Raw genomic sequence first — 24,423 nt, 5'->3', positions numbered from 1 at the left:
ATTTTTAAAATAATCTGAACATTATACCTCTTCTTAGGGGGTCATCAAGTTAAGGGAAATAAAAAAGGAGCAAATCAGCTCCTTTTACTACAGTAATATATCAAATAATGAATTATAACGATTTCAATTGTGCAGCAGCGGTTTGAGCTGTTGTACTGTCTGAGTACTCTGTTATTACTTTTTGATAATATTTTTGTGCTGCAGCTTTATTATTACGTTTGGCTAACTCGCCCAGTTTTAGCAAAGCATCCGCTCGTTTATTTGAATCCGCGTAACTAACCACTTTGGTAAAGCTTTTTGCTGCCTCAACGTCATTCTTCTGAGCAAAATAAAGTTGCCCTAGCCAATAATGAGCATTAGAGCTATAAACCGAATCAGGATAAGCGGCAACAAATTCTTGGAATGCTTTTGTTGCTCCTGCGTAATCTTTCTTCTTCAAGATCAAATCAACTGCATTCTGATACGCTTCATTTTCGTTCGTATCAGTTGCGTATGAGCCTTCACCAGAATTAGCGTCATTATCTACAACAGGTTTTGCTGTCGATGGTTTCGCTGTTCTTAAGGTGTCAATTTCAACATACAGTTGACGTTGGCGCTCTAACATTTGATCAAGTTCATAACTATTACGCTCAACAGTACCTCGAATCTCAGAAAGTTCTTCTGATAATCCATCGAGTTGTTGTTGTAACTGAAGTTGAATTTGATTGCGGCTTTTAATTAAACGCTCTAAACGCTCAATACTCGTTGATGACGCTTGAGCAGATGAGCCTGAGGTCGCATTTAAATCCGTGACTGGAGCAGGAGCGGCGACCACAAGGGTCGCCGCACTCGCCAGCAACGTAAGCGGAATAATTCGCTTAAGGTTACTGTATTTCATATAAGCTGCCTTATAAACTATCGATTAGTATACTAATACTGCACGACGGTTTTTAGCGTAGTCTTCAGCTGTTTGGCCAAGAACTAGAGGTTTTTCTTCACCGTAGCTTACGATAGAGATTTGGTCTGCAGAAACACCTAAAGCTTGTAGGTATTTAGCAACTGCATTAGCACGACGTTCGCCTAGTGCGATGTTGTACTCAGGAGTACCACGTTCGTCAGCATGGCCTTCAACGGTTACTTTAACTTCAGGCGCTTTGCTTAAGAAAGCCGCGTGAGCTGCAAGCATATCTTCATACTCTGAAGAAATAGTTGAGTTATCAAAAGCGAAGTAAACAGTCTGAACTTGACGTAAAGCTTGTTCTTTAACTTCTTGCTCAGTTAGAACTTCTTCACCTTCAACTACAGTAACAACCGTTGTATCTGTTTGGCCTTCACCAGCAGTACCGCTTGTTGTTTCTGTTCCGTTTGTTGATTCTTGACCAGCAGTACTATCAGTTGCGCTATCGCTAGAACTACAAGCAGAAAGAGCAACCACTGGCAGCGCGATTAAAAGACTCTTAAGAAGTTTATTTAGTTGCATTATATTTTCCTTATTTCCTAAATATTTAGTAGCTATAAAAATGGCGACCACGCTGGTGCCCTTACACGTCCGTTTGTCGCTGGTAAGCGAGCTTTAAAACGGCCATCTATAGAAACCATCGAAAGGACGTTTTGTTTTCTATAAATGGAACTGTAAATCACCATGCCGCCATTTGGCGCAATACTTGGTGACTCATCCAGTAGTGTCTTAGTTAAGACCTGGACAGCACCGGTTTCTAAATCTTGTTTTGCTAGATTAAATCCAGTCTCTGAGCGATTCACCATAACGATGTATTTACCATCAGGAGTGATCTGCCCACCAAGATTTTGACTGCCTTGCCAGGTTAAACGTTTTGTCGAACCGTCTTCTAAATTTACTCTATAAATCTGAGGTTTACCACCCCGATCTGATGTAAATATTAAAGACTTGTTATCAGGAGCCCAAAAAGGCTCAGTATTATTCGATCTACCTCGAGTAATTTGGCGCATCTTTTTCGTTTGTAAATTCACAATATAAACTTGAAGACTGCCGGTTTTGGATAATACGATCGCAAGTTCTTTTCCGTCATGAGAAAAACGAGGCGCACCGTTATGACGAGGATACGAAGCAATTAACTCCCTCTTCCCCGTGTAGATATTCATAATGAAAACTTGTGATCTTCTGTTTTCAAAACTTACATAAGCCAATTTCTTACCATCTGGAGACCAAGCCGGTGACATGATTGGCTGTTTCGACTTTAAAACCAAACGTTCGTTGTAGCCGTCATAATCCGCAATTCTTAACTGATATGGATGTTGAGATTTATCATTAACAACCACATAAGCAATTCGCGTTAAAAACGCGCCTTTTTCGCCTGTTAATTTTTCATAAACAACATCAGAAATACGGTGAGCGTATTTTCGTAACTGTGTTTTTGAAAGTGTCGCAATTTTATTAACTAAAATATGGTCTTGTGTTAAAACTAATTCCCCTGAATTACTTAACCCTTTAGATTTACCTTTCGTTAATTGACCACGAACCACATCAATAAGCTTATAAGAAACCTCATACTTTCCAGCGGCATTAACTTTCACTTCACCCGTAACAATGGCATCAACGCCCATCTTGGTCCAAGCTTCGTAATTAATGTCAGCATCTTTATATGGCGTTTGTGGCATTTTATTTGTCGGTAATGGACTAAATTTACCACTGCGCTGTAAGTCAGAAGAAATAATAGCTGAAATATCTTGTGGTAACTTGCCTTCACCATGCCACTTAAATGGAACGATGCCTATGGGTCTAGCAGAATTTACGCCCTCTGTGATTACAAGCTCTAGTTCAGCTTTAGCTATTTGGCTAAAACTCAAACACGCTATAAAAAGAGGTAATATCCATCGTTTAAGCACTTGCTCTTCCTTATTCTGGTTGAACCGTAAGGTTTATATTTGTAAGTTTAGCTACAATATCAGCGTCTTTTGGCATTTGAAAAACATTAACTTTAGTTACGGCTATTTTAGCAGCACGGCACACCTGCGCATCACCCCCCAAGGTTGTTACTGAGAGCAATAATCCAGAAGATGCCAGTTTAATTTTTACCTTGCAACTTTTTCCAACATAAGATTCATCGACTAATAAGTTACGTTGAATTCGTTGTGTAAAAATTGCGGCGTAGCGATTCACTTCATCGTCAATATGCTGCTGTTTCGCAGAGCTATTTTGAACGGTTTCATCTTCTAAACCTGCAAATATGTCATTTAATGCCGCTTCTTTTTGCTTACGTGCAGCTTCCGCTTTTGCGGCTCTTGCTTTCTCTTTCTTGGCGTTTTCTGCCGCTAATTTTGCCTTTGCCTTCGCTGCTTTTTCTTTTGCTATTTTTTCTTTCGCGACACGTTCAGCTTCTGCTTTAGTTGCTCGTTCTTTATCTAAACGGGCTTTTTCTGCTTTTTCTTTATCAGCCTTCACTTTTGTTAATCTTGCCGCTTCCGCTTTCGCTGCTGTATCTACTTTACGCTTTCGATCGGCTTCTGCTGCTGTTGCTCGTTCTTTCTCTTTTTTTGCTTGAGCGACAGCTTTCTTACGTTCATCTTCCGCTCTACGGGCTGCTTTTTTCTCTTTTACTTGTTGTTCTTTTAGCTTACGAATCCGATTTTCTTCGACTTTACGGTTTTTTTCTAATTGATCTGCCTGTTGTTTTAATCGATTTAGTCGCTCAGTCTCTGCACGAGAAGCTTTTTCTCTCTCTTGACGAATTTGAGATGCTTGTCTTGCAATCGTGCTTGGATCTATTACTACGGCTTGAATTGTATTTGGTTTTGCCTTTTCATCCATAGAAAAGTCACTACCAAAGATCAACGCGACAGCGAGCAGCAAGTGCAACACGACAGAAACAACAATAGCAAAGGTGTAATTATTATCCGATTTCATCGATTATTATTCACTTCTATTCCTTGAGATCGGTAAGTAACCCAACTTTACTTACCCCTGCGCGGCTTAATTCATCAAGAACTAATACTATCTCTGAATATGGCGTACTGGCATCCCCGCCAACTGCGACGGGAGAATTAGGCTTAATGCTTAGTTCTGCTTTAACGTTCATTATCATTTCTTGCATTGACATTGGACGACGTACGTCTTGATTATCAACACTTAAGCCTAGATTTCCGTCTTTATCAATCTCGACAATAATAAACGTTGCATTAGGATCTTCACCTGCCATTTCTTGTGCTGATTTCGCATTAGTCATCTCTGGTAATTTCACGTCTACCCCTTGAGTCACAAAAGGAGCCGTTACCATAAAGATAATTAGCAATACCAACATAACGTCAATATAAGGTACAACATTAATCTCAGCGGTTAACTTGCGTTTTTTAGGTTGATAGCCAGACATTACTTCTCCTGACTTGCCATTGCTTGACGATGTAGAATACTAGAAAACTCATCCATAAATGCAGCGTAGTTATGCTCTAACTTACCTACTTTCACACTTAATTGATTGTAGGCAATTACCGCTGGAATTGCTGCAAACAGCCCCATAGCCGTTGCAACCAATGCCTCTGCAATACCAGGAGCAACCATCGCTAGAGTTGCTTGTTTTACCGCACCCAAGGCGATAAACGAATGCATAATACCCCATACCGTACCAAACAAACCAATATAAGGAGTAATAGAACCAACGGTTGCTAAAAATGGAAGGTTTGTTTCTAAATCATCAACTTCACGAGAGACCGTTACGCGCATTGAACGTATCGTTCCATCCATAACCGCTTCAGAAGATGATGAATTTACTCGAGATAAACGTGCAAATTCATTAAAGCCAGAATAAAAAATCTTTTCAGTACCACTGATTCGATCTTTACGTACTTTCACTTCATTAAATAATTGCGCTAGATCCATGCCAGACCAGAATTTGCTTTCAAAACGTTCTGCATCAGTATGAGCAACAGCTAACACTTTTGAGCGTTTAAAAATCATTGCCCACGACATTACAGACAAGCTTAATAGAATAAGCATCACGATCTTAACTAATAAACTAGCGTGTAAAAATAGATCGAGAATTGATAGTTCACCTGTCACAAGATATCTCCGATAATATAAATAATGGTATCGCTTTTGGTTTCATTTTAGCGTTATCAATACAGGCTACCTTAACTGTAGCTTTGCACAATACTTTACCCTCAAAATTAACCAATAACTGACAAAAGGTCAGCGATACCCTTTTAATTTCTTCTATGAATGTTTCAACTGTGAGCTGCTCATCTAAACGAGCACCTTGTATAAAATCTATATCAACATGTTTAACCACAAATCCGAGAGACTCTTGCAGCAGTATCCCTTGAGATACTCCTTTTTCTCGTAATAATTCGGTTCTGGCTCTTTCAAAAAACTTTAAATAATTAGAGTGATAAACTACGCCACCTGCATCGGTGTCTTCATAGTAAACCGTGATAGGCCATTTGAAAACTGCCATTTTATATCACCCTCTTTTTCTTTTTTATTGAGAAATCAGTAGTTAACTATAACTGATAATTACCTATCGTCACTAGGTGAATCACCAAATTTTGAACTTAATAGCCAAAAATAAAGCGGCTTATTACCTAAAAAAGTAACAAGCCGCTTAGTATGATGTTCCAATGTTCACATTTTATTAATTATAAAATCAAATAAAATAGAGATAACTAAAGTAACTTAATATCATCATTGAAAAATAAGGACTAAATAGTAGTTTCCAACCCCACTTTTGTGGAATAAAACCCACAACAAAGATAAACGCAGTACATACTGCGTAAATCAATGCTGGCGCCATTAACCCACTAAAACCACGGATATTTTCTGAATATACCGTTGGCTCCCACATAAGCATTCCCATGTGGAAAAGTGCGGCTCCAATCAATATCAACTTAACGATGATATTATTTATTGGGCTATGAACACTGTCTATTTTCCCAGCGATATTACTCACTGTCTTTATCCATCATTTCTGAGTGCTCTAACCAAAGAGCATTAATGATTGCAAATGAGCATGCTAGTAGCACACCTAGAATCCAAGCAAAATACCACATTGTTATACTCCTTAATAAAGCGAATTTTTGTTGTCTTCAACAAATTTAGTATCAATACGACCAAACATTTTATAATACGTCCATGCTGTGTAAGCAAGGATGATTGGGATCATAACAGCAGCTACCACTGTCATAATGTTTAGTGTTAATTCGCTTGATGTTGAATCCCACATAGTCAAACTATGGTTAGGATTTAAACTTGATGGCATTACGAATGGGAATAATGCAAAACCAGAAGTTAAGATCACACCAGCATTAGTCAGACTTGATGCGATGAAAGCAATTCCAGGTCTCTTCAACTTAGTTGTAATCATAACAATAAGAGGCATAACTACCGCAAGAGCAGGTGCTATCCATAACAATGGGTATTCTTTGAAGTTCAAGAATAAAGCGCCCACTTGACGGATAACTTCTTTATTTAATGGATCTGATGGTGCGTTATGATCCATAACACTCGTGATCACAAACCCATTAATGCTTTGAGCCCAAAAGCCAGCAATAGTAAACAGAACAATTACTAACGCAGCACAAATCATAGAAACTTGACTTGCTCTAGCGTGAATTTGATCCGTTGTTTTCATTTGTAGCCATGTTGAACCTTGCAGTACAAACATTGCAGAGCTCACTAGACCACATACCAATGCAAATGGATTTAATAAGTCAAAGAAACCACCATGATACTTAAGCATCATTAGGTTGTTCAGTTCAAATGGAACACCTTGAAGTAAGTTACCAAAAGCAACACCAAAGATGACTGGTGGAACAAAGCTACCAATGAAGATCGCAGCATCCCACGCTGAACGCCAGCGTTTATCTTCAATTTTAGAACGATAATCAAACCCAACAGGGCGGAACCATAATGCAGCTAATGTCAGAATCATAGCTAAGTAAAAGCCAGAGAATGAAGCAGCATACACTAAAGGCCAAGCAGCAAATAATGCACCGCCTGCTGTTACTAACCAAACTTGGTTGCCTTCCCAGTGAGGGGCGATTGAGTTAATCATCACTCGACGTTCTGTATCTGTTTTACCGATGATAGGCACTAGTGTACCTACCCCCATATCAAAACCATCTGTTACCGCGAAACCAATCAGTAATACACCAATCAATACCCACCAAACAAATCGCAATACTTCGTAATCAAACATTGCTCAAATCTCCGTTTTTATGCTTCTACTTCGCGAGTTAACTTTGCTTCAGAACCTTGACCGTCTTGTTCAAAGTGATAGCGACCAGTTTTCAAGCTACTAGGTCCTTTACGTGCGAATTTAACCATTAGGTAAACTTCAGCAATCAAGAAAATAGTATATAAGCTAATAATTGCAGCTATTGAAATTAAAACTTCAGTAACAGTGAGTGATGATGCGGCAACATGTACAGGTAGTATTTCACCAACTGCCCATGGCTGACGACCATATTCTGCAACAAACCAACCCGCTTCAATTGCGATCCACGGCAGTGGCATACCGAATAATGCCGCTTTAAGTAACCATGGTTTTTGACCAATTTTTTGACGACACGTTTGATAAAACGCAAGGCCAAAAATAAGTAGCATTGCTACGCCACAAGCAACCATTATGCGGAAAGAGAAGAATAATGGTAAAACATTTGGAATAGAATCATCTGCTGCCGCTTTAATCTGATCTTCAGTTGCATCAACAACTTTATCAGTATAACGCTTAAGCAATAAGCCATAACCTAAGTCATGCTTAACATCATCAAATGCTGCTATATTTTCAGGTGTTTTATCACCATTACGTAATTTTTCAAGAAGGTCATAAGCGATCATACCGTTACGAATACGAACTTCGTGCTGTGCTTTAAGATCGCGTAAGCCAGTGACTTGCTTATCTAATGAACGCGTTGCAATAATACCCATAACATAAGGGATCTTAATTGCATAATCCGTTTCCATCGTTTCTTGATTTGGTAAGCCAAATACGGTGAAAGCCGCAGGTGCTTCTTCTGTATGCCATTCAGCTTCAATCGCTGCTAGCTTAACTTGTTGAACTTCACCCAATTCATAACCAGATTCATCACCAAGTACCATTACAGATAAAATTGATGCCATGCCGAAAGACGCAGCAATTGCGAATGAACGACGAGCAAAGGCAACATCACGACCTTTTAGTAGGTAGTATGAACTAATACCTAAAACAAACATTGCGCCAGCGGTGTAACCAGAAGCAACGGTATGAACGAATTTAACTTGAGCGACAGGGTTTAGTACAACTTCAGCGAAGCTAACCATTTCCATACGCATCGTTTCAAAATTAAATTCAGCACCGACAGGGTTTTGCATCCAACCGTTTGCTACTAGAATCCAAAGCGCTGAGAAATTCGAACCTAAAGCAACTAACCACGTTACTGTAAGATGCTGACGTTTTGATAAACGATCCCAACCAAAGAAAAATAGTCCTACAAAAGTAGATTCAAGCATGAAAGCCATCAGTGCTTCGATCGCAAGAGGCGCACCGAAAATATCACCAACATAGTGAGAATAGTAAGACCAGTTTGTACCAAACTGGAACTCCATGGTTAGGCCTGTTGCTACACCTAATGCGAAGTTAATACCAAATAACTTACCCCAGAACTTTGTCATGTCCTTGTAGATTTGTTTGTTGGTCATTACATATAACGACTCCATGATAGCCAATAGAAAGGCCATACCTAAAGTCAGAGGAACGAATAGGAAGTGATACATCGCTGTCATTGCAAACTGCAACCGCGATAACTCCACTACATCAGTGATCATGAGAACTCCTTTGTGTCAGGCTGAATGACACAGTGCTTTCACACTTTTGGGTGAACGTGGCACTTTTTATTTAGCTCTAATAGTTATAATTGTATTAGTAGCTATAAAGTGTTGCACGAATGTATAATAAACGTTAGCTTAATGTTAAGCATAACCTAATATAGAACGTGCTAATATTAATAGGAAACACGATATCTTTCAAAAGATTTGTCCCTTATTTGAAAGTTAATTACAGATATTTTTACATAACCGTTCGTTTTTCACACTTTACACATTTCTTATACGAAAAAACGAGTGATTTTGATCACTCGCTTTCATTTTTTTCACGTCAATATGAATAGATTATGACAATATGTGTATATTTAACCATTACCTATTTATCTGGTCTATCAATACCAAAATGAAGATAGGCTCGATCTGACACAATACGCCCTCTTGGTGTTCTCTGAAGGTAGCCTTGTTGAATTAAATAAGGTTCTATCACATCTTCAATCGTATCTTTTTCTTCACCAATTGCAGCGGCTACGTTATCTAGACCCACTGGACCACCATTGAATTTCTCCATGATTGCCAATAATAACTTTCTATCCATGTAATCAAACCCACACACATCAACATCTAACATGTTTAATGCCTTATCTGCTATGTCTGGTGAGATATGACTGTCACTCATAACATCTGCATAATCACGAACTCGACGTAACAATCGGTTGGCAATTCGTGGTGTACCACGAGCACGTCGAGCCACTTCCAATGCGCCCTCTGATTCCATGGACAAATTCAAACAATCCGCACTACGTTGAACGATATATTGCAAATCGTCTACTTTGTAATATTCTAATCGTTGAACAATACCAAAACGGTCACGCAGTGGAGAAGTCAAAGAACCGGCTCTGGTGGTTGCACCAATTAATGTAAATGGGGGCAAATCAATTTTGATTGAACGAGCTGCAGGACCTTCACCAATCATAATATCTAATTGGTAATCTTCCATCGCAGGATACAGTATCTCTTCTACTACAGGACTTAATCGATGGATTTCATCGATAAATAAAATATCGTTTTCTTCCAGATTAGTAAGAAGCGCAGCTAAATCTCCCGCTTTCTCAAGAACAGGACCCGATGTCGTTCGGATACTCACTCCCATTTCATTGGCAACAATATTAGCTAACGTTGTCTTACCTAATCCTGGAGGACCAAAAATTAGTAGATGATCAAGTGGCTCTTGTCTCATCTGCGCAGCCTTAATGAAAATTTCCATTTGGCTACGAACATGATCTTGTCCGCGATAATCTTCCAGTTTCTTTGGACGTATCGCACGATCGATGACTTCTTCGTCACGAAAAACAGGGTTATCAGCAGCAATAAGGCGATCGGCTTCAATCATAAAAGGTCTCAAAAAATTCTGTAAGTAAAGAGGCGATAAATAAAGTTAGATCATTGATTTCAATGATTCACGAATTAGAGATTCACTGGTCATATCAGGTTTTGCGACTTGAGATACCATTTTAGACGCCTGCACTGGTTTATAGCCTAAAGAAATAAGCGCACTGACTGCTTCATCTTGTGCGCTTTGAGGCGATGAAATCAAATCAGAAGCATCATCCATTGACGTAGTGTCTGCTGGAGTAAATAAGTCACCCGCTCCCCACCCTTTTAGGCGATCTTTCATCTCTACGACTAAACGCTCTGCCGTTTTTTTACCAACACCTGGTAATTTGACTAAGGTCGAAATATCTTCACGCTCAACACTTTGAACAAATTGAGAAGCAGTCATGCCAGACAGTATCGCCAAACCAAGTTTTGGCCCCACCCCGTTAGCTTTGATCACTTCTCTAAATAACGCTCGTTCTTTTTTAGTATTAAAACCGTAAAGTAATTGAGCATCTTCACGTACTACATAATGAATATAGATAATGGCTTCGGTACCAATCGGTGGTAATTCATAAAAACAACTCATTGGCATTTGAACTTCATAACCAATACCACTGACTTCAATGAGTAATTCTGGTGGTTGTTTTTCTAATAGATTTCCACGAAGGCGTCCGATCACAATAGATACTCTTTAAAATAATTAACTGGTTAGGATAGTAATAAAGAACTGGATAGATATCCAGTAAAAGAAATGAGAATTTATTCCCTCTTTTATCTAGCGATATCGTCCTCGCCTTGCTCCTGTCGCTTTCCCCGCTAAGGCGATTAACGTTTTATTCGTATTCGCATGACAAATTGCAACCCCTAAACCATCAGCGGCATCCGCTTGTGGTCTTGCTGGTAATTTAAGCATCGTCATAACCATATGCTGAACTTGAGCTTTATCGGCTGCACCCGTTCCCGTTACGGCTTGTTTAATTAAACGAGCAGCATATTCATATACAGGTAGGTCTGCATTAACGGCAGCAACAATCGCACTTCCTCTTGCTTGTCCTAATTTAAGTGCTGAATCCGCATTTTTTGACATAAATACTTGCTCGATCGCGAATACATCTGGTTGAAACTGCGTAATAATTTCAGAAACGCCAGCATAGATCTGCTTTAAGCGACCGGGAAGTTCTTTTTCTGACATCCGAATACAACCACTCCCTAAATATTGCAAATGACGGCCGTTTTGACGAATAACGCCATAACCGGTAATACGAGAGCCGGGATCAATTCCTAAAATTATAGACATAGCATTATTTAAACCACTGATTATTTATACAGTTATAGTATATACAAAAATGCCCGCATAAGGCGGGCATTTTTTAATAAAAAGAAAACTTTAATTAATTAAGCGTCTTTTTTCTCAGCAAATTTTACTGCAATCGCTAATTCTGCAAGAGAATCTGGATTCGCAGGGCTTGGAGCATTCGTAAGTAAACATGCTGCAGCCGTTGTTTTAGGGAATGCAATAACGTCACGAATGTTTTCAGTACCGCAAAGTAGCATTGCAAGACGGTCAAGACCGAAAGCAAGACCTGCGTGTGGCGGCGTACCGTATTTAAGCGCTTCAAGTAAGAAACCAAATTTCTCTTGTTGCTCTTTCGCTTCAATACCTAGGATACCGAATACTGCAGTTTGCATTTCAGCATTGTGAATACGTACAGAGCCACCACCAACTTCATAGCCGTTGATAACCATATCGTAAGCATCAGAGTTTGCAGCAGCAGGGTTTACTTTAAGCTCTTCCGCTGTCATGCCTAATGGAGAAGTAAATGGGTGGTGCATTGCATGCAAGTTACCTTCGCCATCTTCTTCAAACATTGGGAAATCAATAACCCAAAGAGGTGCCCATGCTTTTTTGTCTGTTAGTTCTAAGTCATCACCAAGCTTGATACGTAATGCACCCATGGCTTCAGAAACAATGTTTGCTTTATCTGCACCAAATAGGATGATATCGCCACTTTCAGCTTCTGTGCGTTCTAAAATACCATTTACAACGTCTGCGTTTAGGAATTTAGCAACAGGAGATTGAACTCCTTCAAGACCAGCAGCACGATCGTTTACTTTCATCCAAGCAAGGCCTTTCGCGCCGTAAATACCAACAAATTTGCCGTATTCATCAATTTGCTTACGAGAAAGCGATGCGCCACCAGGAACACGAATAACCGCTACACGGCCTTTTTCGTCATTTGCAGGACCAGCGAATACTTGGAATTCTACGTCTTTAAGAAGATCTGCAATGTCCACTAATTCTAGTGGGTTACGTAGATCTGGCTTATCAGAACCAAAACGACGAATCGCTTCAGAGAATTTCATTATTGGAAATTGACCAAGCTCAACATCAAGAAGTTCTTTCCACATGTCATGAACCAAACGTTCAGTAATATCACGAACTTGGTTAGACGAAAGGAAAGAGGTTTCGATATCTATTTGAGTAAATTCAGGTTGGCGGTCAGCGCGTAAATCTTCATCACGGAAACATTTAACGATTTGGTAGTAACGGTCAAAACCAGACATCATCAGAAGTTGCTTAAACAACTGTGGTGATTGTGGAAGTGCGTAGAAGCTGCCTTTATGAACACGGCTTGGTACTAGGTAATCACGAGCGCCTTCTGGCGTTGCTTTTGTTAGTACTGGTGTTTCGATATCTAAGAATAGGTTCTCATCTAAGAAACGACGAACAAAGCTAGATGCACGAGCACGTAACTTGATACGGTCACTCATTTCTGGACGACGTAAATCAATATAACGGTACTTCAGGCGTTGCTCTTCTGAGTTCGTTTGATTGAAATCCAATGGAAGTGCTTCAGAACGGTTGATGATCTCAAGACCTGTCGCGTAAAGTTCAACTTCACCCGTAGACATATCTTTATTTACTTGGCTGTCAGGACGAACACGTACTTCGCCAGTAAATTTAATACAGAATTCATTGCGCAGTTGGTTAGCAGTTGAAAAGATATCTTTCATATCTGGGTCAACAACTACCTGAACGACACCTTCACGATCTCGCATATCAATGAAGATAAGACCGCCTAAATCACGGCGACGGTTTACCCAGCCGCAAAGTTCTACAGTTTGTCCTGCAAGGGACTTGTTCAAGTTACCACAGTAATGGCTGCGCATAATGATTTCCCAATTTAAATATACATATCAATAATAAATGCAGTGAAATAGTCTCACTGCATTTTTCATAAACTGATTCTACGTTTGTTTAAATGATGAATAAAACAGCAGGCTCGCTGAAATAGTAAGCAAAACGCAAAAATATGCCCTCATTATAAAGAAAAATCAGGTCACGATATAGGCCTGAATGAAAAAAACAGGCTTAATGAGAAAGTTCCACCTAAATTATTCTCTCTTTTTAATTTCATTCTCTTTCAAAGTGTAATGACACTAAAGACATCAAGCTCAGAATTAATTACAATAGCGCATTCATGAGCAGGAAAGCCATGAAACCTATCTTTCTAGGTAAGTAAATGAATTGATATTTACCTAGACTGATATGAATAACACCACTGCCATTAAAATAAACGTAATGACGTAATCATGATTAAGTAAACAAAAACAACTTAATCATGATTGGTATTGGTTGATAGTACGTATGGACATAACAACGCGTCTTTGTGAGAAAACCATGGCTAACCCAGATACTATATTTTCAGCTCCAATCGATAAAATTGGTGACTTTACCTTTGACGAACGTGTCGCAGAAGTATTTCCAGATATGATTCAACGTTCAATTCCAGGCTACAGCAACATTATCTCTGCTATTGGTATGCTTGCTGAACGTTACGCTAAACCTCATTCAAGTGTTTATGATTTAGGTTGCTCACTGGGTGCGGCAACGTTATCTATGCGTCGTCACATTAATCAAGAAGGCTGTCAGATTATTGGAGTCGATAATTCCTCAGCAATGGTCGAACGTTGTCGTTTACTGATTAACGCTTATCGTTCAGATACACCCGTAACCATTGTTGAAGCGGATATCCGTGATGTCAATATTCAAGATGCATCGGTCGTCGTATTAAATTTTACTTTGCAATTTTTAGTGCCAGCCGATCGTAGAGCCCTATTGGAGAAAATCTATTCTGGATTACGTCCCGGTGGCATTCTTATTTTATCTGAGAAATACATCTTCGAAGATGGTGTCGTTAACGAGTTATTGATCGATTTACATCATGATTTCAAACGTGCTAATGGCTATAGTGAATTAGAAATAAGCCAAAAGCGCAGCGCCATTGAAAATGTCATGCTGCCAGATCCAATTGATGTTCACAAACAACGTTTTCAAGAGATTGGCTTTAAAAGCTCTGAAGTCTGGTTCCAATGCTTTAATTTTGGCTCAATGTTCGCGATCAAATAATCGATATAAATCCTTTATTTTCACTTATTAATTAACTAAAGATATTTCAATGTTTAATTTTGCTAATTTTTATAAACTTATTGCTCAAGATACCATTCTTCAGCCTTGGCTAAACACCCTTCCCCAGCAATTAACCGATTGGCAAAATGCTGAGCATGGGGATATAGAACGCTGGCTTAAAGCGCTAAAAAAAATCCCTGAAGGCTGTGCTGAAAACATTGATTTAAAAACGTCAGTTACGCTATCAAATAATAGCCCTTTGATTGATGGCGAACGTAAAAAACTAGAAAGTTTATTACGCACCTTCCATCCATGGCGTAAAGGCCCGTTCACTGTTCATGACATTCATATCGACACTGAGTGGCGCTCTGACTGGAAATGGGATCGTGTTCTACCTCATTTATCGCCATTAAAAAATCGATCTATCTTAGATGTCGGCTGTGGTAACGGATATCATATGCTTCGCATGTTAGGAGAAGGGGCTCGTTTGTGTGTTGGTATCGATCCCTCTCACCTATTCTTAGTTCAGTTTGAAGCCATTCGTAAATTAATGGGCAATGACCAACGAGCGCATTTATTACCTTTAGGGATCGAACAGCTTCCTGAATTAAATGCGTTTGATACTGTATTTAGTATGGGCGTGCTGTACCACCGTCGTTCGCCTCTTGATCATCTTATTCTATTAAAAAATCAACTCGTCGCTGGCGGTGAGCTCGTTTTAGAAACCCTCGTTATTGATGGCGATGAAAACGCAGTCTTAATGCCAGTTGATCGTTATGCTCAAATGCGTAACGTCTATTTCTTCCCATCAGCTAAAGCGTTAAAAGTATGGTTAGAAAGCGTCGGATTTATTGACGTAAAAATTGTCGACGAGTGCGTAACAACAACAGGTGAACAACGCTCTACAGAATGGATGAAACACAATTCATTACCTGAGTATTTAGACCCTACGGACTCATCAAAAACAATTGAAGGCCACCCAGCTCCTAAGCGTGCAATTTTAATTGCTAGAAAACCTGACTAAACGCTAACATTGTGGGGCTATCCGCCCCTATTTATTATCGTTACTATGCACATGTTAATTTAACTCAACGGAACATAAAATGATCCAACGAATTCTACCTCTAGTTGCTATTTTAAGCCTTTCAGGATGCGCATTAATTCCACAGACAGCACCTGTCGTTTCTGACAATACAGAAACGGTTGCCGCTATTAAGTCTATGGAATCTAATCTAAACACACGTTTAGGTGGCATGGAAACAAAAATAGAAACCCAAAACGACTACATTTCAACCTTAGAGAAAGAACTTTCGAACGTATCAGAAGAGTTATCTCTGGTTCGAACAGAACAAACTAAGATTCAAATGAGTATCACACAAGCAACGAATAAGAAAGCTCGTTTAGTTCAGATGCCAGTCTCTCTTCAAACACAATCATTAAAAGACACTATCATTTTAGGTGCCATCGAAAATGTAGAAATTGCAGATATTAAGCAAGTATTTACCGCTCGAATAGACACTGGCGCAACCACCTCATCATTGAATGCCGTCGATCTTCAAGAATTTGAACGCAATGGCACACAATGGGTACGTTTTCATTTAGTTGCACAGAATAAAAAAGCGGAGACTGATGAGTTAGAGTGGATTACCGCCCCTGTTATACGCAATGTTAAAATCCGTCAATCAACAAACGAAGAGGCCGAACGACGACCTGTCGTTGAATTATGGATTAAACTTGGGGCAATCCATGAAAAAGTACAGTTTACCCTTGCAGATCGCTCTCACATGACCCATTCTATTTTACTAGGACGTGAGTTTATTCAAGACATTGCCGTTGTTGATGTCAGCAAAGAATTTGTTCAAAGCAAAAAATAATCGCCTTCCAAGAAAGCAATAACATAATACATATAATTGAACGTTATGTTATTGCTTAAATTATAATTATCTTTCCACTTATGCCATTACAACGAGGATGTTATGCCATCAAGAGTGCCTTTTTATTTTCTTATCTCCCTACTAATTATTGCAGGACTTACGTTGAGCTGGCTACGCCACGATTCATACGGAGTGCCTTGGACACCAGGTGAGAGAAGCCAAGTTTGGGATGTAGAAGCCCGAATTCAATTTGATGCAGTAAATAAACCAGTCAAGGTTTCTATGGCTGCACCACAAACTCAAACAGGTTTTACTATTGTCGATGAGAGTGCATCTTCTCCAGGCTATGGTATCGCTTATCTAACAACAAAGCATGGACGCCGAGCTGAATGGACAATTCGTCAGGCCGACGGACCACAAACGCTCTATTATAAAACTCAAATCTTAGTAGACCCGCAAGCAGACTCTGTTATTCAGCCCCCAGAATCAGAGAAACCTGAAGCCGTCACTTTTGAAGGCCCTCATGAATCTGCGGCAATCTCATTATTAGATCAAGCCAGAGCTCGTTCTTCTGACGATATTACGTTAACTCGCGAACTTATTAAGCAATTTAATGATAAAGATAACCAAAATGCGTCTTTGCTTCTTAATGACTTAACGAGAGTTCAAGCTATTTCAAAACTCTTAAGTTTTGAAAATATCCATAATAAAGTTATTGGTACTCTTTGGTTAGAAGATGGTCGTCGTCGTCAATCTGTTCAGCATATGATTGAAGTATGGAGTGGCAAAGACTGGCAGTTGTTTAACCCAGAAACCGGAGACCAAGGTCAACCGGCTAACTTACTGCTTTGGGACGAATCAAATGTCTCTCTCTTAGACGTTGTTGGTGGTAAAAATAGCCAAATCAACTTCTCTATGATTGCACAAGAAATTTCTCCTACTGCTGCAACCGAGAAGAAAGTAGAAGCAGACAACCTGCTAAACTTCTCTATCCACAGTCTTCCCCTTGAAGAGCAATCGATGTTTAAAACCATCATGCTTATTCCAATTGGTGCACTGATGGTTGTATTCTTACGAGTCATTATCGGTTTGAAAACATCAGGTACTTTCATGCCAGTGTTGATCGCGGTTGCTTTTGTGCAAACACAATTAATCACAGGTATTGTTGGTTTCTTACTGATTGTTGGTACCGGCTTAATCATTCGTAGCTATTTATCCAAATTAAACCTACTCCTGGTATCTAGGATATCTGCGGTGATCATCTCTGTAATCATGATCATTTCAATCTTCACGATTGTTGCCTTTAAGATTGGTTTAACAGCAGGATTAAGTATTACCTTCTTCCCTATGATTATCCTTTCTTGGACTGTAGAACGTATGTCGATTCTATGGGAAGAAGAAGGCTGGAAAGAAGTTGCGACTCAAGGTGGCGGTTCATTATTAACAGCCGTTCTTATCTACATCGCAATGACAAACCCGTTCGTACAGCACTTAACGTTTAATTTTATTGGTATTCAGCTAATTATTTTAGCCATTATACTGATGCTTGGTAATTATACTGGTTACCGTTTAAGTGAGCTTCGTCGCTTTAAGCCTTTAGCGGAGGACTAACCTATGTTTAGTAGATTCACGTCTCCTTCAAAACTAAAAGCAAAAGGGATCATGGGCATGAATCAACGTAATGGCAGTTATATCGGCCGTTACAATGGTCGAAGCAAATACCCATTAGTTGATGATAAGTTAAAAACAAAAGTGATTGCGGTAAAAGCAGGCGCTACGGTTCCTAAACTTATTGGTGTAATCGATAGCCAAGCTGAAGTGAAGAACATTCACGATATCGTTAAAGATTGGCCTGGTTTTGTTATCAAACCAGCCCAAGGCAGTGGCGGTAAGGGCATTTTAGTTGTTACTTCTCATAAAGATGGCGTGTATTACAAACCATCTGGAGCAGAGGCAAACAAGCAAGATGTAGAGCGACATATTACCAATACACTTGCAGGTCTTTTTTCTCTTAGTGGAAAAAACGATGTTGCGATGATCGAGAACTTAATCGAGTTTGATGATGTGTTTGACGGTTTCAGTTATGAAGGAGTGCCAGATGTACGTATTATCGTATTTAAAGGCTACCCTGTAATGGCGATGATGCGTTTATCAACAACAAACTCCGATGGAAAAGCCAACTTGCACCAAGGTGCTGTTGGTGTGGGTATCGATATAGGGACAGGAAAAGCCGTACGCGCCGTACAATTTGATTTACCTGTAGAGAACCATCCTGATACGGGTAAATTATTAAGTACGCTAGAAGTCCCTCATTGGCATAAACTATTAACCCTTGCATCTAGTGCGTGGGAAATGACCGGATTAGGTTATCTGGGTACTGATATGGTACTCGATAAAAAATACGGACCAATGGTTCTAGAACTTAATGCTCGTCCAGGCTTAGCGATTCAAATTGCAAACGGAACAGGGTTACTCCCTCGTTTAAAGCATATTGAAAGCTTGGAAGAAACCATTCCCTACCCAACTCCAGAAGCTCGTGTTGCTTATGCAATGGAACAGTTTGGTATTTATAATAAATAGCTGACCTGTAGAATACATAAAACTAAAAAAGGGAAGAAAGCTTATGCTCTCTTCCCTTTTTATTTATATAAACATCAGCTAATTCGGTCTATTTTTCCCAACGCTGCGCTGCAGATTTATCTGTGTCTCTAGATTCAACCCAACGTACTTCTTTGGTTGTTCTTTCTTTCTTCCAAAAAGGTGCATTTGTTTTTAAGTAATCCATAATGAATTCGCAAGATTCAAACGCAGCACCACGGTGTGCACTCGATACGCCAACAAACACAATTTGATCGCCCAGTTCCAGATCACCAACACGATGAATCACTTTCACTTTTAAGAGCCGCCAGCGCTCTTTCGACTGTGCAACAATATCATTCAATGATTTTTCTGTCATACCGGGGTAATGCTCTAAAGAAAGCCCCGTCACATCATCACCAAGGTTCATATCTCGAACCTTACCGATAAAAGTAACCACAGCACCAGAGGCCGTGCCTTCTGCTAAGAGATTATATTCATCACCAACATTGAAGTCATGTTCTTGAACAGAAATCATCTTAACCACCTGTTACTGGTGGGAAAAAGGCGACTTCATCACCATCAACAACCGCGGAATCTAAGCTTGAAATAGTTTGATTTATTGCGACAAGCAATTTGCCTTTTTCTAGGGCTAAATCCCACTTACCTTCTTTTTTACTTAGCTCTTCTCGAATGGCTTCCGCTGTCGCGTACTCACCTGTAAGTTCCAGTTTACCAGTTCCTACTAACTCTTTAGTTTGGGCAAAAAATAATACTGTGATCATGCGTCAGCCTTAAAGTGTCCAGATTTACCGCCCGTTTTTTCTAATAAACGAACTTGACTAATAACCATGTCTTTTTGAACGGCTTTACACATATCATAAATGGTTAAAGCCGCAACAGAAGCAGCTGTTAAGGCTTCCATTTCAACGCCAGTTTTTCCAGTTAACTTACAGACTGATTCAATACGAACCATGTTTTCGGCTTCAATTGCTTCAAGTTGAACTTCTACTTTAGTCAGCAACAACGGATGGCATAATGGAATAAGATCCCATGTTTTTTTCGCGGCTTGAATGCCTGCAATACGTGCTGTAGCAAAAACATCACCTTTATGATGAGAACCAGAAACAATCAACTTTAGAGTTTCTGGTGCCATATGTACGAATGCTTCTGCACGCGCTTCACGAACGGTTTCTTGTTTTGCTGATACATCAACCATGTTCGCCTCACCAGAGGCATTAATATGAGTAAAATTTGACATAATTCTTCTTTATTATCCGCCAATAGAGGCTAAATGAGGGGTCATTCCAGCGTGGCCATCATGTAAAAAGTGGCCTTCTGCTTTATTATCTAATTGCGTTTGAATGCGCTGAATTAACTCGTCTTGCTGAGTATCAGCTTGCAATAAATCACGTAATTCAACACCGTAATCACCAAATAGGCACATATGTAACTTACCTTTTGCTGATACTCGTAATCGATTACAACTCTGACAGAAATCTTTTTCGTAAGGCATTATTAACCCTATTTCACCCATATAATCTGGATGAATAAAAACTTGAGCTGGGCCATCACTTTCGCCACGAGCTTTTAATATCCAGTTATTCGCAATTAAGTGATTACGGATCGAGACACCAGATTGATGATGATTTTTGAAAAGATCGTCCATTTCACCCGTTTGCATCAACTCAATAAAACGCAATTGAATAGGACGAGTTTGGATCCACTTTAAAAAGAGAGGTAATTCGGTGCTGTTGAGATCTTTCAGTAATACCGTATTCACTTTGACTTGCTTAAAACCCACTTCAATTGCTTTATCAATACCAGCCATAACTTCGGCGAATTTATTTTCACCTGTGATCTGATAAAACATATTTGGATTTAAGCTATCAACACTGACATTGATATTCGTTAAACCTGCTTCACGCCATTCAGCGACATGTTTTTCCATCCGATAACCATTTGTTGTCGTAGCAACTTTAGTTATCCCCGGCTGAGAAGCCACAGTACGGATAATGTCAGTGAAATCTTTACGAAGGCTTGGCTCTCCCCCTGTAATACGCACTTTTGACGTACCACAGCGGGCAAACGCACTCACAGTACGTTCGATTTCATCAAGCTCTAGGAAGGACTCTCGCTTACCATTTTCAGGTCGATAACCATCAGGTAAGCAATAAGTACATTTAAAATTACAGACGTCTGTAATCGACAACCGTAAATAATAAAACTTACGGTTGTAGTTATCTTCAAATTGTTTCGCCACGGAACACCTTTCCAAACACGGGAGGCTTGTTCATTTCCAAACAAACCCTTGTGACCGAATTGTCACTGGCTCACACTACATATTGAATATTTCTTAGAACAACTTAGTAGCTTGAGCTCGGAGTTATGGCAACCACACTAAACCAGTATTAATTCAGTTGGTGCTCTTATTAAAATACTCAATATTTCTGTGGTTTTCCAATTTCTTTTGAAATTAACCCAAAATTTCTCTATTTTATTTGATTACTGTTAACTTTGTTAATAACAAATTACTTAAAACTGTGATTAATTCAACATTTACTTTATTAGTACTTGTCCAATTTATTATTATCCACCACACTCAATTTACGTTTTTTAAAGAATATAAACATGACTGAACATAAAATTGTTGTCATTGGTGGTGGTCACGGCTTAGGGCGAGTTCTTGCTGCGCTTAGTGATTTTGGAAGCAATGCTACAGGCATAGTAGCAACAACAGATAATGGAGGCTCTACAGGGCGCATTAGAGAGTGCCAAGGAGGAATTGCGTGGGGAGATACTCGAAATTGTATCAACCAGCTCATTATGGACCCTTCGATTAGCTCTATGATGTTTGAATACCGATTTAAAGGCCTAGGTGAATTACACGGTCATAATCTTGGAAATCTAATGCTTACCGCGTTAGACAACCTAAGTGTTCGTCCATTGGATGCCATTAATTTAATTCGAGATATGCTAAAAGTAGAGACAAACATCATTCCAATGTCTGAGCATCCATCAGATTTAGGCGCGTTAACCACTGATCTACGTAAAATATCAGGGGAAACCAATGTTGATGACATGGAAGAAGTTCCACTTCGTCTTTTTCTTGATCCTGAAGTACCAGCAACCTTAGAAGCAATTGATGCAGTAAAAGAAGCGGATTTGATTTTACTTGGACCAGGCAGTTTTTTAACGAGCATAATGCCACCGTTACTATTACCCGGAATTGGTAAAGCCATTGCAGGAAACAAGCATGCAAAAGTCGTCTTCATTGATAATTTATCTAAAGAGTTTGGCCCTGCAGGTAAAATGAACCATTCAACGATGTTAGCTTGGTGTGAACGCGCGTGTTCGGGAAGAAAAGTAGATATCGTTCTAACAGATCGAGAATTAGCTGAGTTACAAAATGAATACGATTGCAGAAAAACAGATCTCGCGTCACCAAATCATGATTGGCGACACGATAGAGACAAATTAAAACAAGCTATCGTTGGGCTATTAAACTAACCAAGGCAGCTTTAGAATTGGCTTTTATTTTATAATAAAAGCCAATTTCCTAAATCAGAAATTCTCGATAAGCACGCTCTGTTTGACGAGCAATATCAACAAACTCAGACATATTATTCTGAACCCATTCTTTTTGATGTGATTTTGCTTTTTCTTCGACATCAATCGCCATTCCCGCTAACTTATCCGCACCAAAACTACCGGCACTACTCTTTAAGCAATGGCTAATTTCTCTTACTTTATCAATTTCAGGTTGAGAACTTAATGTATCAATAAAGTCATGTAATTCATCACAGAAAATACCAAATAAAAAGGGCACATTCTCATCACCAACTTCCTGCACTAACTGATTGACGGCTAGTTGATTTACATATTGATTCACGGTATCACCCTCTATTTATCATTCCATGACTGTAATTTTCTATATATTGTGGAAGGGCTCACCTCTAATTGTTTAGCGGCTCGTGGAATGTTCCCATCACATAGAGTAATTGCATCTTCTATAATCTGCTTTTCAGACAACCATAATGGTCTAATTTCTTTTTTCATATTGCCTTCAGGTACGAATTCAATATCAACTGGAAGTTGTTCAAAATGACGGCTTAATCGATTAACTGCTTGTAAAGATGCAATATTCGAACCATTATTATCTTCTGGCGCTAACGGTGGCGGAAGCATAGAAAGCAAGACTTCTTTACCCCGATTCAATACCACGACATTTCTAATGACGTTTTGTAATTGCCGAACGTTTCCCGGCCAATCATATTCAAGAAATCGAGAAACCACATCTGGGCTAAATGTAATAAATTCTCTCCCTTCTTCATGAGAAAAGTGACCTAATATTGAGTGACCAATTTCAATAATATCATTGCCTCTTTCCCGTAACGGAGGCAGCGTTAATGGGATAACATGCAATCGATAATATAAATCTTCACGGAATCGACCTGCTTGAACTTCTAGCCAAGGATTGCGGTTGGTTGCACAAACAAATCGAACATCAACTCGACTCATTTTAGAAGAACCTACTTTTTTAAAGGTCCCTGTTTGGATAAAACGTAATAATTTGGTTTGCAGATCTAAATCCATTTCGCACAATTCATCTAAGAACAGGGTTCCTCCGTCAGCTTGTTCTGCCGCCCCTTTCCTATCAACTGACGCTCCTGTAAATGCGCCTTTAACATGACCAAACAACTCACTTTCAATCAAGTCTTTCGGTATCGCGGCACAGTTAATCGCGATAAATGGACCGTCTCCCCGCTTACTTGCTGCGTGAACTGCTTCGGCACACACTTCTTTACCTGTTCCTGATTCCCCAGTAATAAAGACCGTGGCTTTACTTGGCGCCGCAGAATCAATAGTTCGATATACTTGATGCATTTGAGAGCTACTACCAATAAAACCTTGGTATTGATTGTTGCTTTTATTGGGATCAAGATCCGTATTATCTAAGTTCTTTTGCGCTCTTCTTAATGCACTATTTACAGTGACTCTAAGTCTATCAGCTTCACATGGTTTAATAAGAAAATCCTGAGCACCTAAACGCATCGCTTCAACGGCAACATCAATAGAACCATGGGCAGTCATTAACACAACAGGTGTATCATGATGAATTTTTCGAATTTCCGTTAAAACCTCAAGTCCAGTCATATCCGGCAAGCGCAAATCCAATAAAATTAAATCCGGTGCCTTTAACGTCACTTTTTCAATCGCATCAACACCTTTTGCTACAACATCGATATCTAAACCTAAAGGATTAAGGTAAGAACGATAAAGCGCAGCAACAGAAGCGGTGTCTTCAACCATGAGTAAATATTTTTTTTGCATCAGAATCCAAACCATTAAAAAGCATATCAACCTTTGCATTTTCGCATAATGCAATTGCATAACGCAAAGATATTTTCGCATTATGCAAAACATTTGTGATA

Annotated in this window: 27 protein-coding genes and 1 riboswitch; of the genes, 6 read left to right on the top strand and 21 right to left on the bottom strand. The window is 39.4% G+C overall.

Annotation, left to right across the window (positions count from 1 at the left end; genetic code table 11):
* Positions 1 to 112: 112 nt before the first annotated feature.
* The 15 genes from ybgF to aspS form a co-directional block, all read right to left on the bottom strand.
* Positions 113 to 877 carry a tol-pal system protein YbgF gene (gene ybgF / locus VSAL_RS09980; protein WP_012550475.1) on the bottom strand — a complete coding sequence of 255 codons (765 nt, stop codon included), beginning with the start codon at positions 875 to 877 and terminating at the stop codon, positions 113 to 115.
* A gap of 24 nt (positions 878 to 901) precedes the next feature.
* Complete coding sequence (pal, locus tag VSAL_RS09975; protein WP_012550474.1) at positions 902 to 1,459, bottom strand: peptidoglycan-associated lipoprotein Pal; 558 nt, start codon at positions 1,457 to 1,459, stop codon at positions 902 to 904.
* Between the two features lie 32 nt (positions 1,460 to 1,491).
* Positions 1,492 to 2,844, bottom strand: a complete 1,353-nt coding sequence (gene tolB / locus VSAL_RS09970; protein WP_012550473.1) for a Tol-Pal system beta propeller repeat protein TolB — start codon at positions 2,842 to 2,844, stop codon at positions 1,492 to 1,494.
* A 10-nt stretch (positions 2,845 to 2,854) separates the two neighbouring features.
* Positions 2,855 to 3,862: a cell envelope integrity protein TolA gene (gene tolA / locus VSAL_RS09965; protein ID WP_012550472.1), complete on the bottom strand. Its 1,008-nt coding sequence runs from the start codon at positions 3,860 to 3,862 to the stop codon at positions 2,855 to 2,857.
* Positions 3,863 to 3,878: 16 nt separating this feature from the next.
* Positions 3,879 to 4,325, bottom strand: coding sequence for a protein TolR (gene tolR, locus VSAL_RS09960; RefSeq protein ID WP_012550471.1), 447 nt, complete (start codon positions 4,323 to 4,325; stop codon positions 3,879 to 3,881).
* Positions 4,325 to 5,011: a protein TolQ gene (gene tolQ / locus VSAL_RS09955; RefSeq protein WP_012550470.1), complete on the bottom strand. Its 687-nt coding sequence runs from the start codon at positions 5,009 to 5,011 to the stop codon at positions 4,325 to 4,327. The genes tolR and tolQ overlap by 1 nt, the downstream gene beginning before the upstream one ends.
* Positions 5,001 to 5,405, bottom strand: a complete 405-nt coding sequence (gene ybgC / locus VSAL_RS09950) for a tol-pal system-associated acyl-CoA thioesterase (protein WP_012550469.1) — start codon at positions 5,403 to 5,405, stop codon at positions 5,001 to 5,003. Before ybgC ends, tolQ begins: the two co-directional genes overlap by 11 nt.
* A gap of 189 nt (positions 5,406 to 5,594) precedes the next feature.
* Positions 5,595 to 5,897 carry a cyd operon YbgE family protein gene (locus VSAL_RS09945; RefSeq protein ID WP_012550468.1) on the bottom strand — a complete coding sequence of 101 codons (303 nt, stop codon included), beginning with the start codon at positions 5,895 to 5,897 and terminating at the stop codon, positions 5,595 to 5,597.
* Positions 5,890 to 5,997, bottom strand: coding sequence for a cytochrome bd-I oxidase subunit CydX (gene cydX / locus VSAL_RS22560; RefSeq protein WP_012550467.1), 108 nt, complete (start codon positions 5,995 to 5,997; stop codon positions 5,890 to 5,892). The genes VSAL_RS09945 and cydX overlap by 8 nt, the downstream gene beginning before the upstream one ends.
* Positions 5,998 to 6,008: 11 nt before the next feature.
* Positions 6,009 to 7,145, bottom strand: a complete 1,137-nt coding sequence (cydB, locus tag VSAL_RS09935; RefSeq protein WP_012550466.1) for a cytochrome d ubiquinol oxidase subunit II — start codon at positions 7,143 to 7,145, stop codon at positions 6,009 to 6,011.
* A gap of 17 nt (positions 7,146 to 7,162) precedes the next feature.
* Entirely contained in the window at positions 7,163 to 8,749 is a 1,587-nt protein-coding gene (gene cydA, locus VSAL_RS09930) for a cytochrome ubiquinol oxidase subunit I (RefSeq protein WP_023603773.1), read from the bottom strand.
* Between the two features lie 376 nt (positions 8,750 to 9,125).
* Positions 9,126 to 10,139 carry a Holliday junction branch migration DNA helicase RuvB gene (ruvB, locus tag VSAL_RS09925; protein WP_012550464.1) on the bottom strand — a complete coding sequence of 338 codons (1,014 nt, stop codon included), beginning with the start codon at positions 10,137 to 10,139 and terminating at the stop codon, positions 9,126 to 9,128.
* A 45-nt stretch (positions 10,140 to 10,184) separates the two neighbouring features.
* On the bottom strand, positions 10,185 to 10,805 hold the full coding sequence (ruvA, locus tag VSAL_RS09920) for a Holliday junction branch migration protein RuvA (protein ID WP_012550463.1): 621 nt from the start codon (positions 10,803 to 10,805) through the stop codon (positions 10,185 to 10,187).
* 96 nt (positions 10,806 to 10,901) lie between these two features.
* Positions 10,902 to 11,423: a crossover junction endodeoxyribonuclease RuvC gene (gene ruvC, locus VSAL_RS09915; protein ID WP_012550462.1), complete on the bottom strand. Its 522-nt coding sequence runs from the start codon at positions 11,421 to 11,423 to the stop codon at positions 10,902 to 10,904.
* Positions 11,424 to 11,521: 98 nt separating this feature from the next.
* Positions 11,522 to 13,297 carry an aspartate--tRNA ligase gene (gene aspS / locus VSAL_RS09910; protein ID WP_012550461.1) on the bottom strand — a complete coding sequence of 592 codons (1,776 nt, stop codon included), beginning with the start codon at positions 13,295 to 13,297 and terminating at the stop codon, positions 11,522 to 11,524.
* Positions 13,298 to 13,808: 511 nt separating this feature from the next.
* On the opposite strand from aspS, the gene cmoA reads away from it, so the two are divergent.
* From cmoA to VSAL_RS09885, 5 genes are all read left to right on the top strand, one after another.
* Positions 13,809 to 14,537 (top strand): carboxy-S-adenosyl-L-methionine synthase CmoA, encoded by a 729-nt coding sequence (cmoA, locus tag VSAL_RS09905; RefSeq protein ID WP_012550460.1) that lies wholly within the window; start codon positions 13,809 to 13,811, stop codon positions 14,535 to 14,537.
* 49 nt (positions 14,538 to 14,586) lie between these two features.
* Entirely contained in the window at positions 14,587 to 15,561 is a 975-nt protein-coding gene (gene cmoB / locus VSAL_RS09900; RefSeq protein ID WP_012550459.1) for a tRNA 5-methoxyuridine(34)/uridine 5-oxyacetic acid(34) synthase CmoB, read from the top strand.
* A gap of 79 nt (positions 15,562 to 15,640) precedes the next feature.
* Positions 15,641 to 16,411, top strand: coding sequence for a putative ATP-dependent zinc protease (locus VSAL_RS09895; RefSeq protein ID WP_012550458.1), 771 nt, complete (start codon positions 15,641 to 15,643; stop codon positions 16,409 to 16,411).
* Between the two features lie 102 nt (positions 16,412 to 16,513).
* Positions 16,514 to 18,022 carry an inactive transglutaminase family protein gene (locus VSAL_RS09890; protein WP_012550457.1) on the top strand — a complete coding sequence of 503 codons (1,509 nt, stop codon included), beginning with the start codon at positions 16,514 to 16,516 and terminating at the stop codon, positions 18,020 to 18,022.
* 3 nt (positions 18,023 to 18,025) lie between these two features.
* Entirely contained in the window at positions 18,026 to 18,991 is a 966-nt protein-coding gene (locus VSAL_RS09885; RefSeq protein ID WP_012550456.1) for an alpha-L-glutamate ligase-like protein, read from the top strand.
* A gap of 88 nt (positions 18,992 to 19,079) precedes the next feature.
* Here VSAL_RS09885 and moaE read toward each other — a convergent pair whose 3' ends face one another.
* The 4 genes from moaE to moaA form a co-directional block, all read right to left on the bottom strand.
* Positions 19,080 to 19,526 (bottom strand): molybdopterin synthase catalytic subunit MoaE, encoded by a 447-nt coding sequence (gene moaE, locus VSAL_RS09880; RefSeq protein ID WP_012550455.1) that lies wholly within the window; start codon positions 19,524 to 19,526, stop codon positions 19,080 to 19,082.
* 1 nt (position 19,527) lies between these two features.
* A complete protein-coding gene (moaD, locus tag VSAL_RS09875) occupies positions 19,528 to 19,773 on the bottom strand; it encodes a molybdopterin synthase sulfur carrier subunit (protein ID WP_012550454.1) in 246 nt (81 codons plus the stop codon).
* Positions 19,770 to 20,249, bottom strand: a complete 480-nt coding sequence (gene moaC, locus VSAL_RS09870) for a cyclic pyranopterin monophosphate synthase MoaC (RefSeq protein WP_012550453.1) — start codon at positions 20,247 to 20,249, stop codon at positions 19,770 to 19,772. Before moaC ends, moaD begins: the two co-directional genes overlap by 4 nt.
* A gap of 12 nt (positions 20,250 to 20,261) precedes the next feature.
* On the bottom strand, positions 20,262 to 21,251 hold the full coding sequence (gene moaA / locus VSAL_RS09865; protein ID WP_012550452.1) for a GTP 3',8-cyclase MoaA: 990 nt from the start codon (positions 21,249 to 21,251) through the stop codon (positions 20,262 to 20,264).
* A riboswitch (molybdenum cofactor riboswitch) is annotated at positions 21,240 to 21,386 on the bottom strand. Its footprint overlaps the gene before it by 12 nt.
* Before the next feature lie 233 nt (positions 21,387 to 21,619).
* Between moaA and yvcK the strand changes: the two genes are divergently transcribed.
* On the top strand, positions 21,620 to 22,498 hold the full coding sequence (gene yvcK, locus VSAL_RS09860) for a uridine diphosphate-N-acetylglucosamine-binding protein YvcK (RefSeq protein ID WP_012550451.1): 879 nt from the start codon (positions 21,620 to 21,622) through the stop codon (positions 22,496 to 22,498).
* A 49-nt stretch (positions 22,499 to 22,547) separates the two neighbouring features.
* Here the strand turns inward: yvcK and VSAL_RS09855 are convergent, their stop codons facing one another.
* Complete coding sequence (locus VSAL_RS09855; RefSeq protein WP_012550450.1) at positions 22,548 to 22,880, bottom strand: Hpt domain-containing protein; 333 nt, start codon at positions 22,878 to 22,880, stop codon at positions 22,548 to 22,550.
* 11 nt (positions 22,881 to 22,891) lie between these two features.
* On the bottom strand, positions 22,892 to 24,337 hold the full coding sequence (gene luxO / locus VSAL_RS09850) for a quorum-sensing sigma-54 dependent transcriptional regulator LuxO (RefSeq protein ID WP_173362130.1): 1,446 nt from the start codon (positions 24,335 to 24,337) through the stop codon (positions 22,892 to 22,894).
* Positions 24,338 to 24,423: the final 86 nt, after the last annotated feature.

The sequence above is a fragment of the Aliivibrio salmonicida LFI1238 genome (genome assembly GCF_000196495.1).
Classification (GTDB): Bacteria; Pseudomonadota; Gammaproteobacteria; order Enterobacterales; family Vibrionaceae; genus Aliivibrio; species Aliivibrio salmonicida.
Note: the sequence above shows the minus strand (reverse complement) of the source record. Positions and strands in the feature narration are given on the sequence as shown.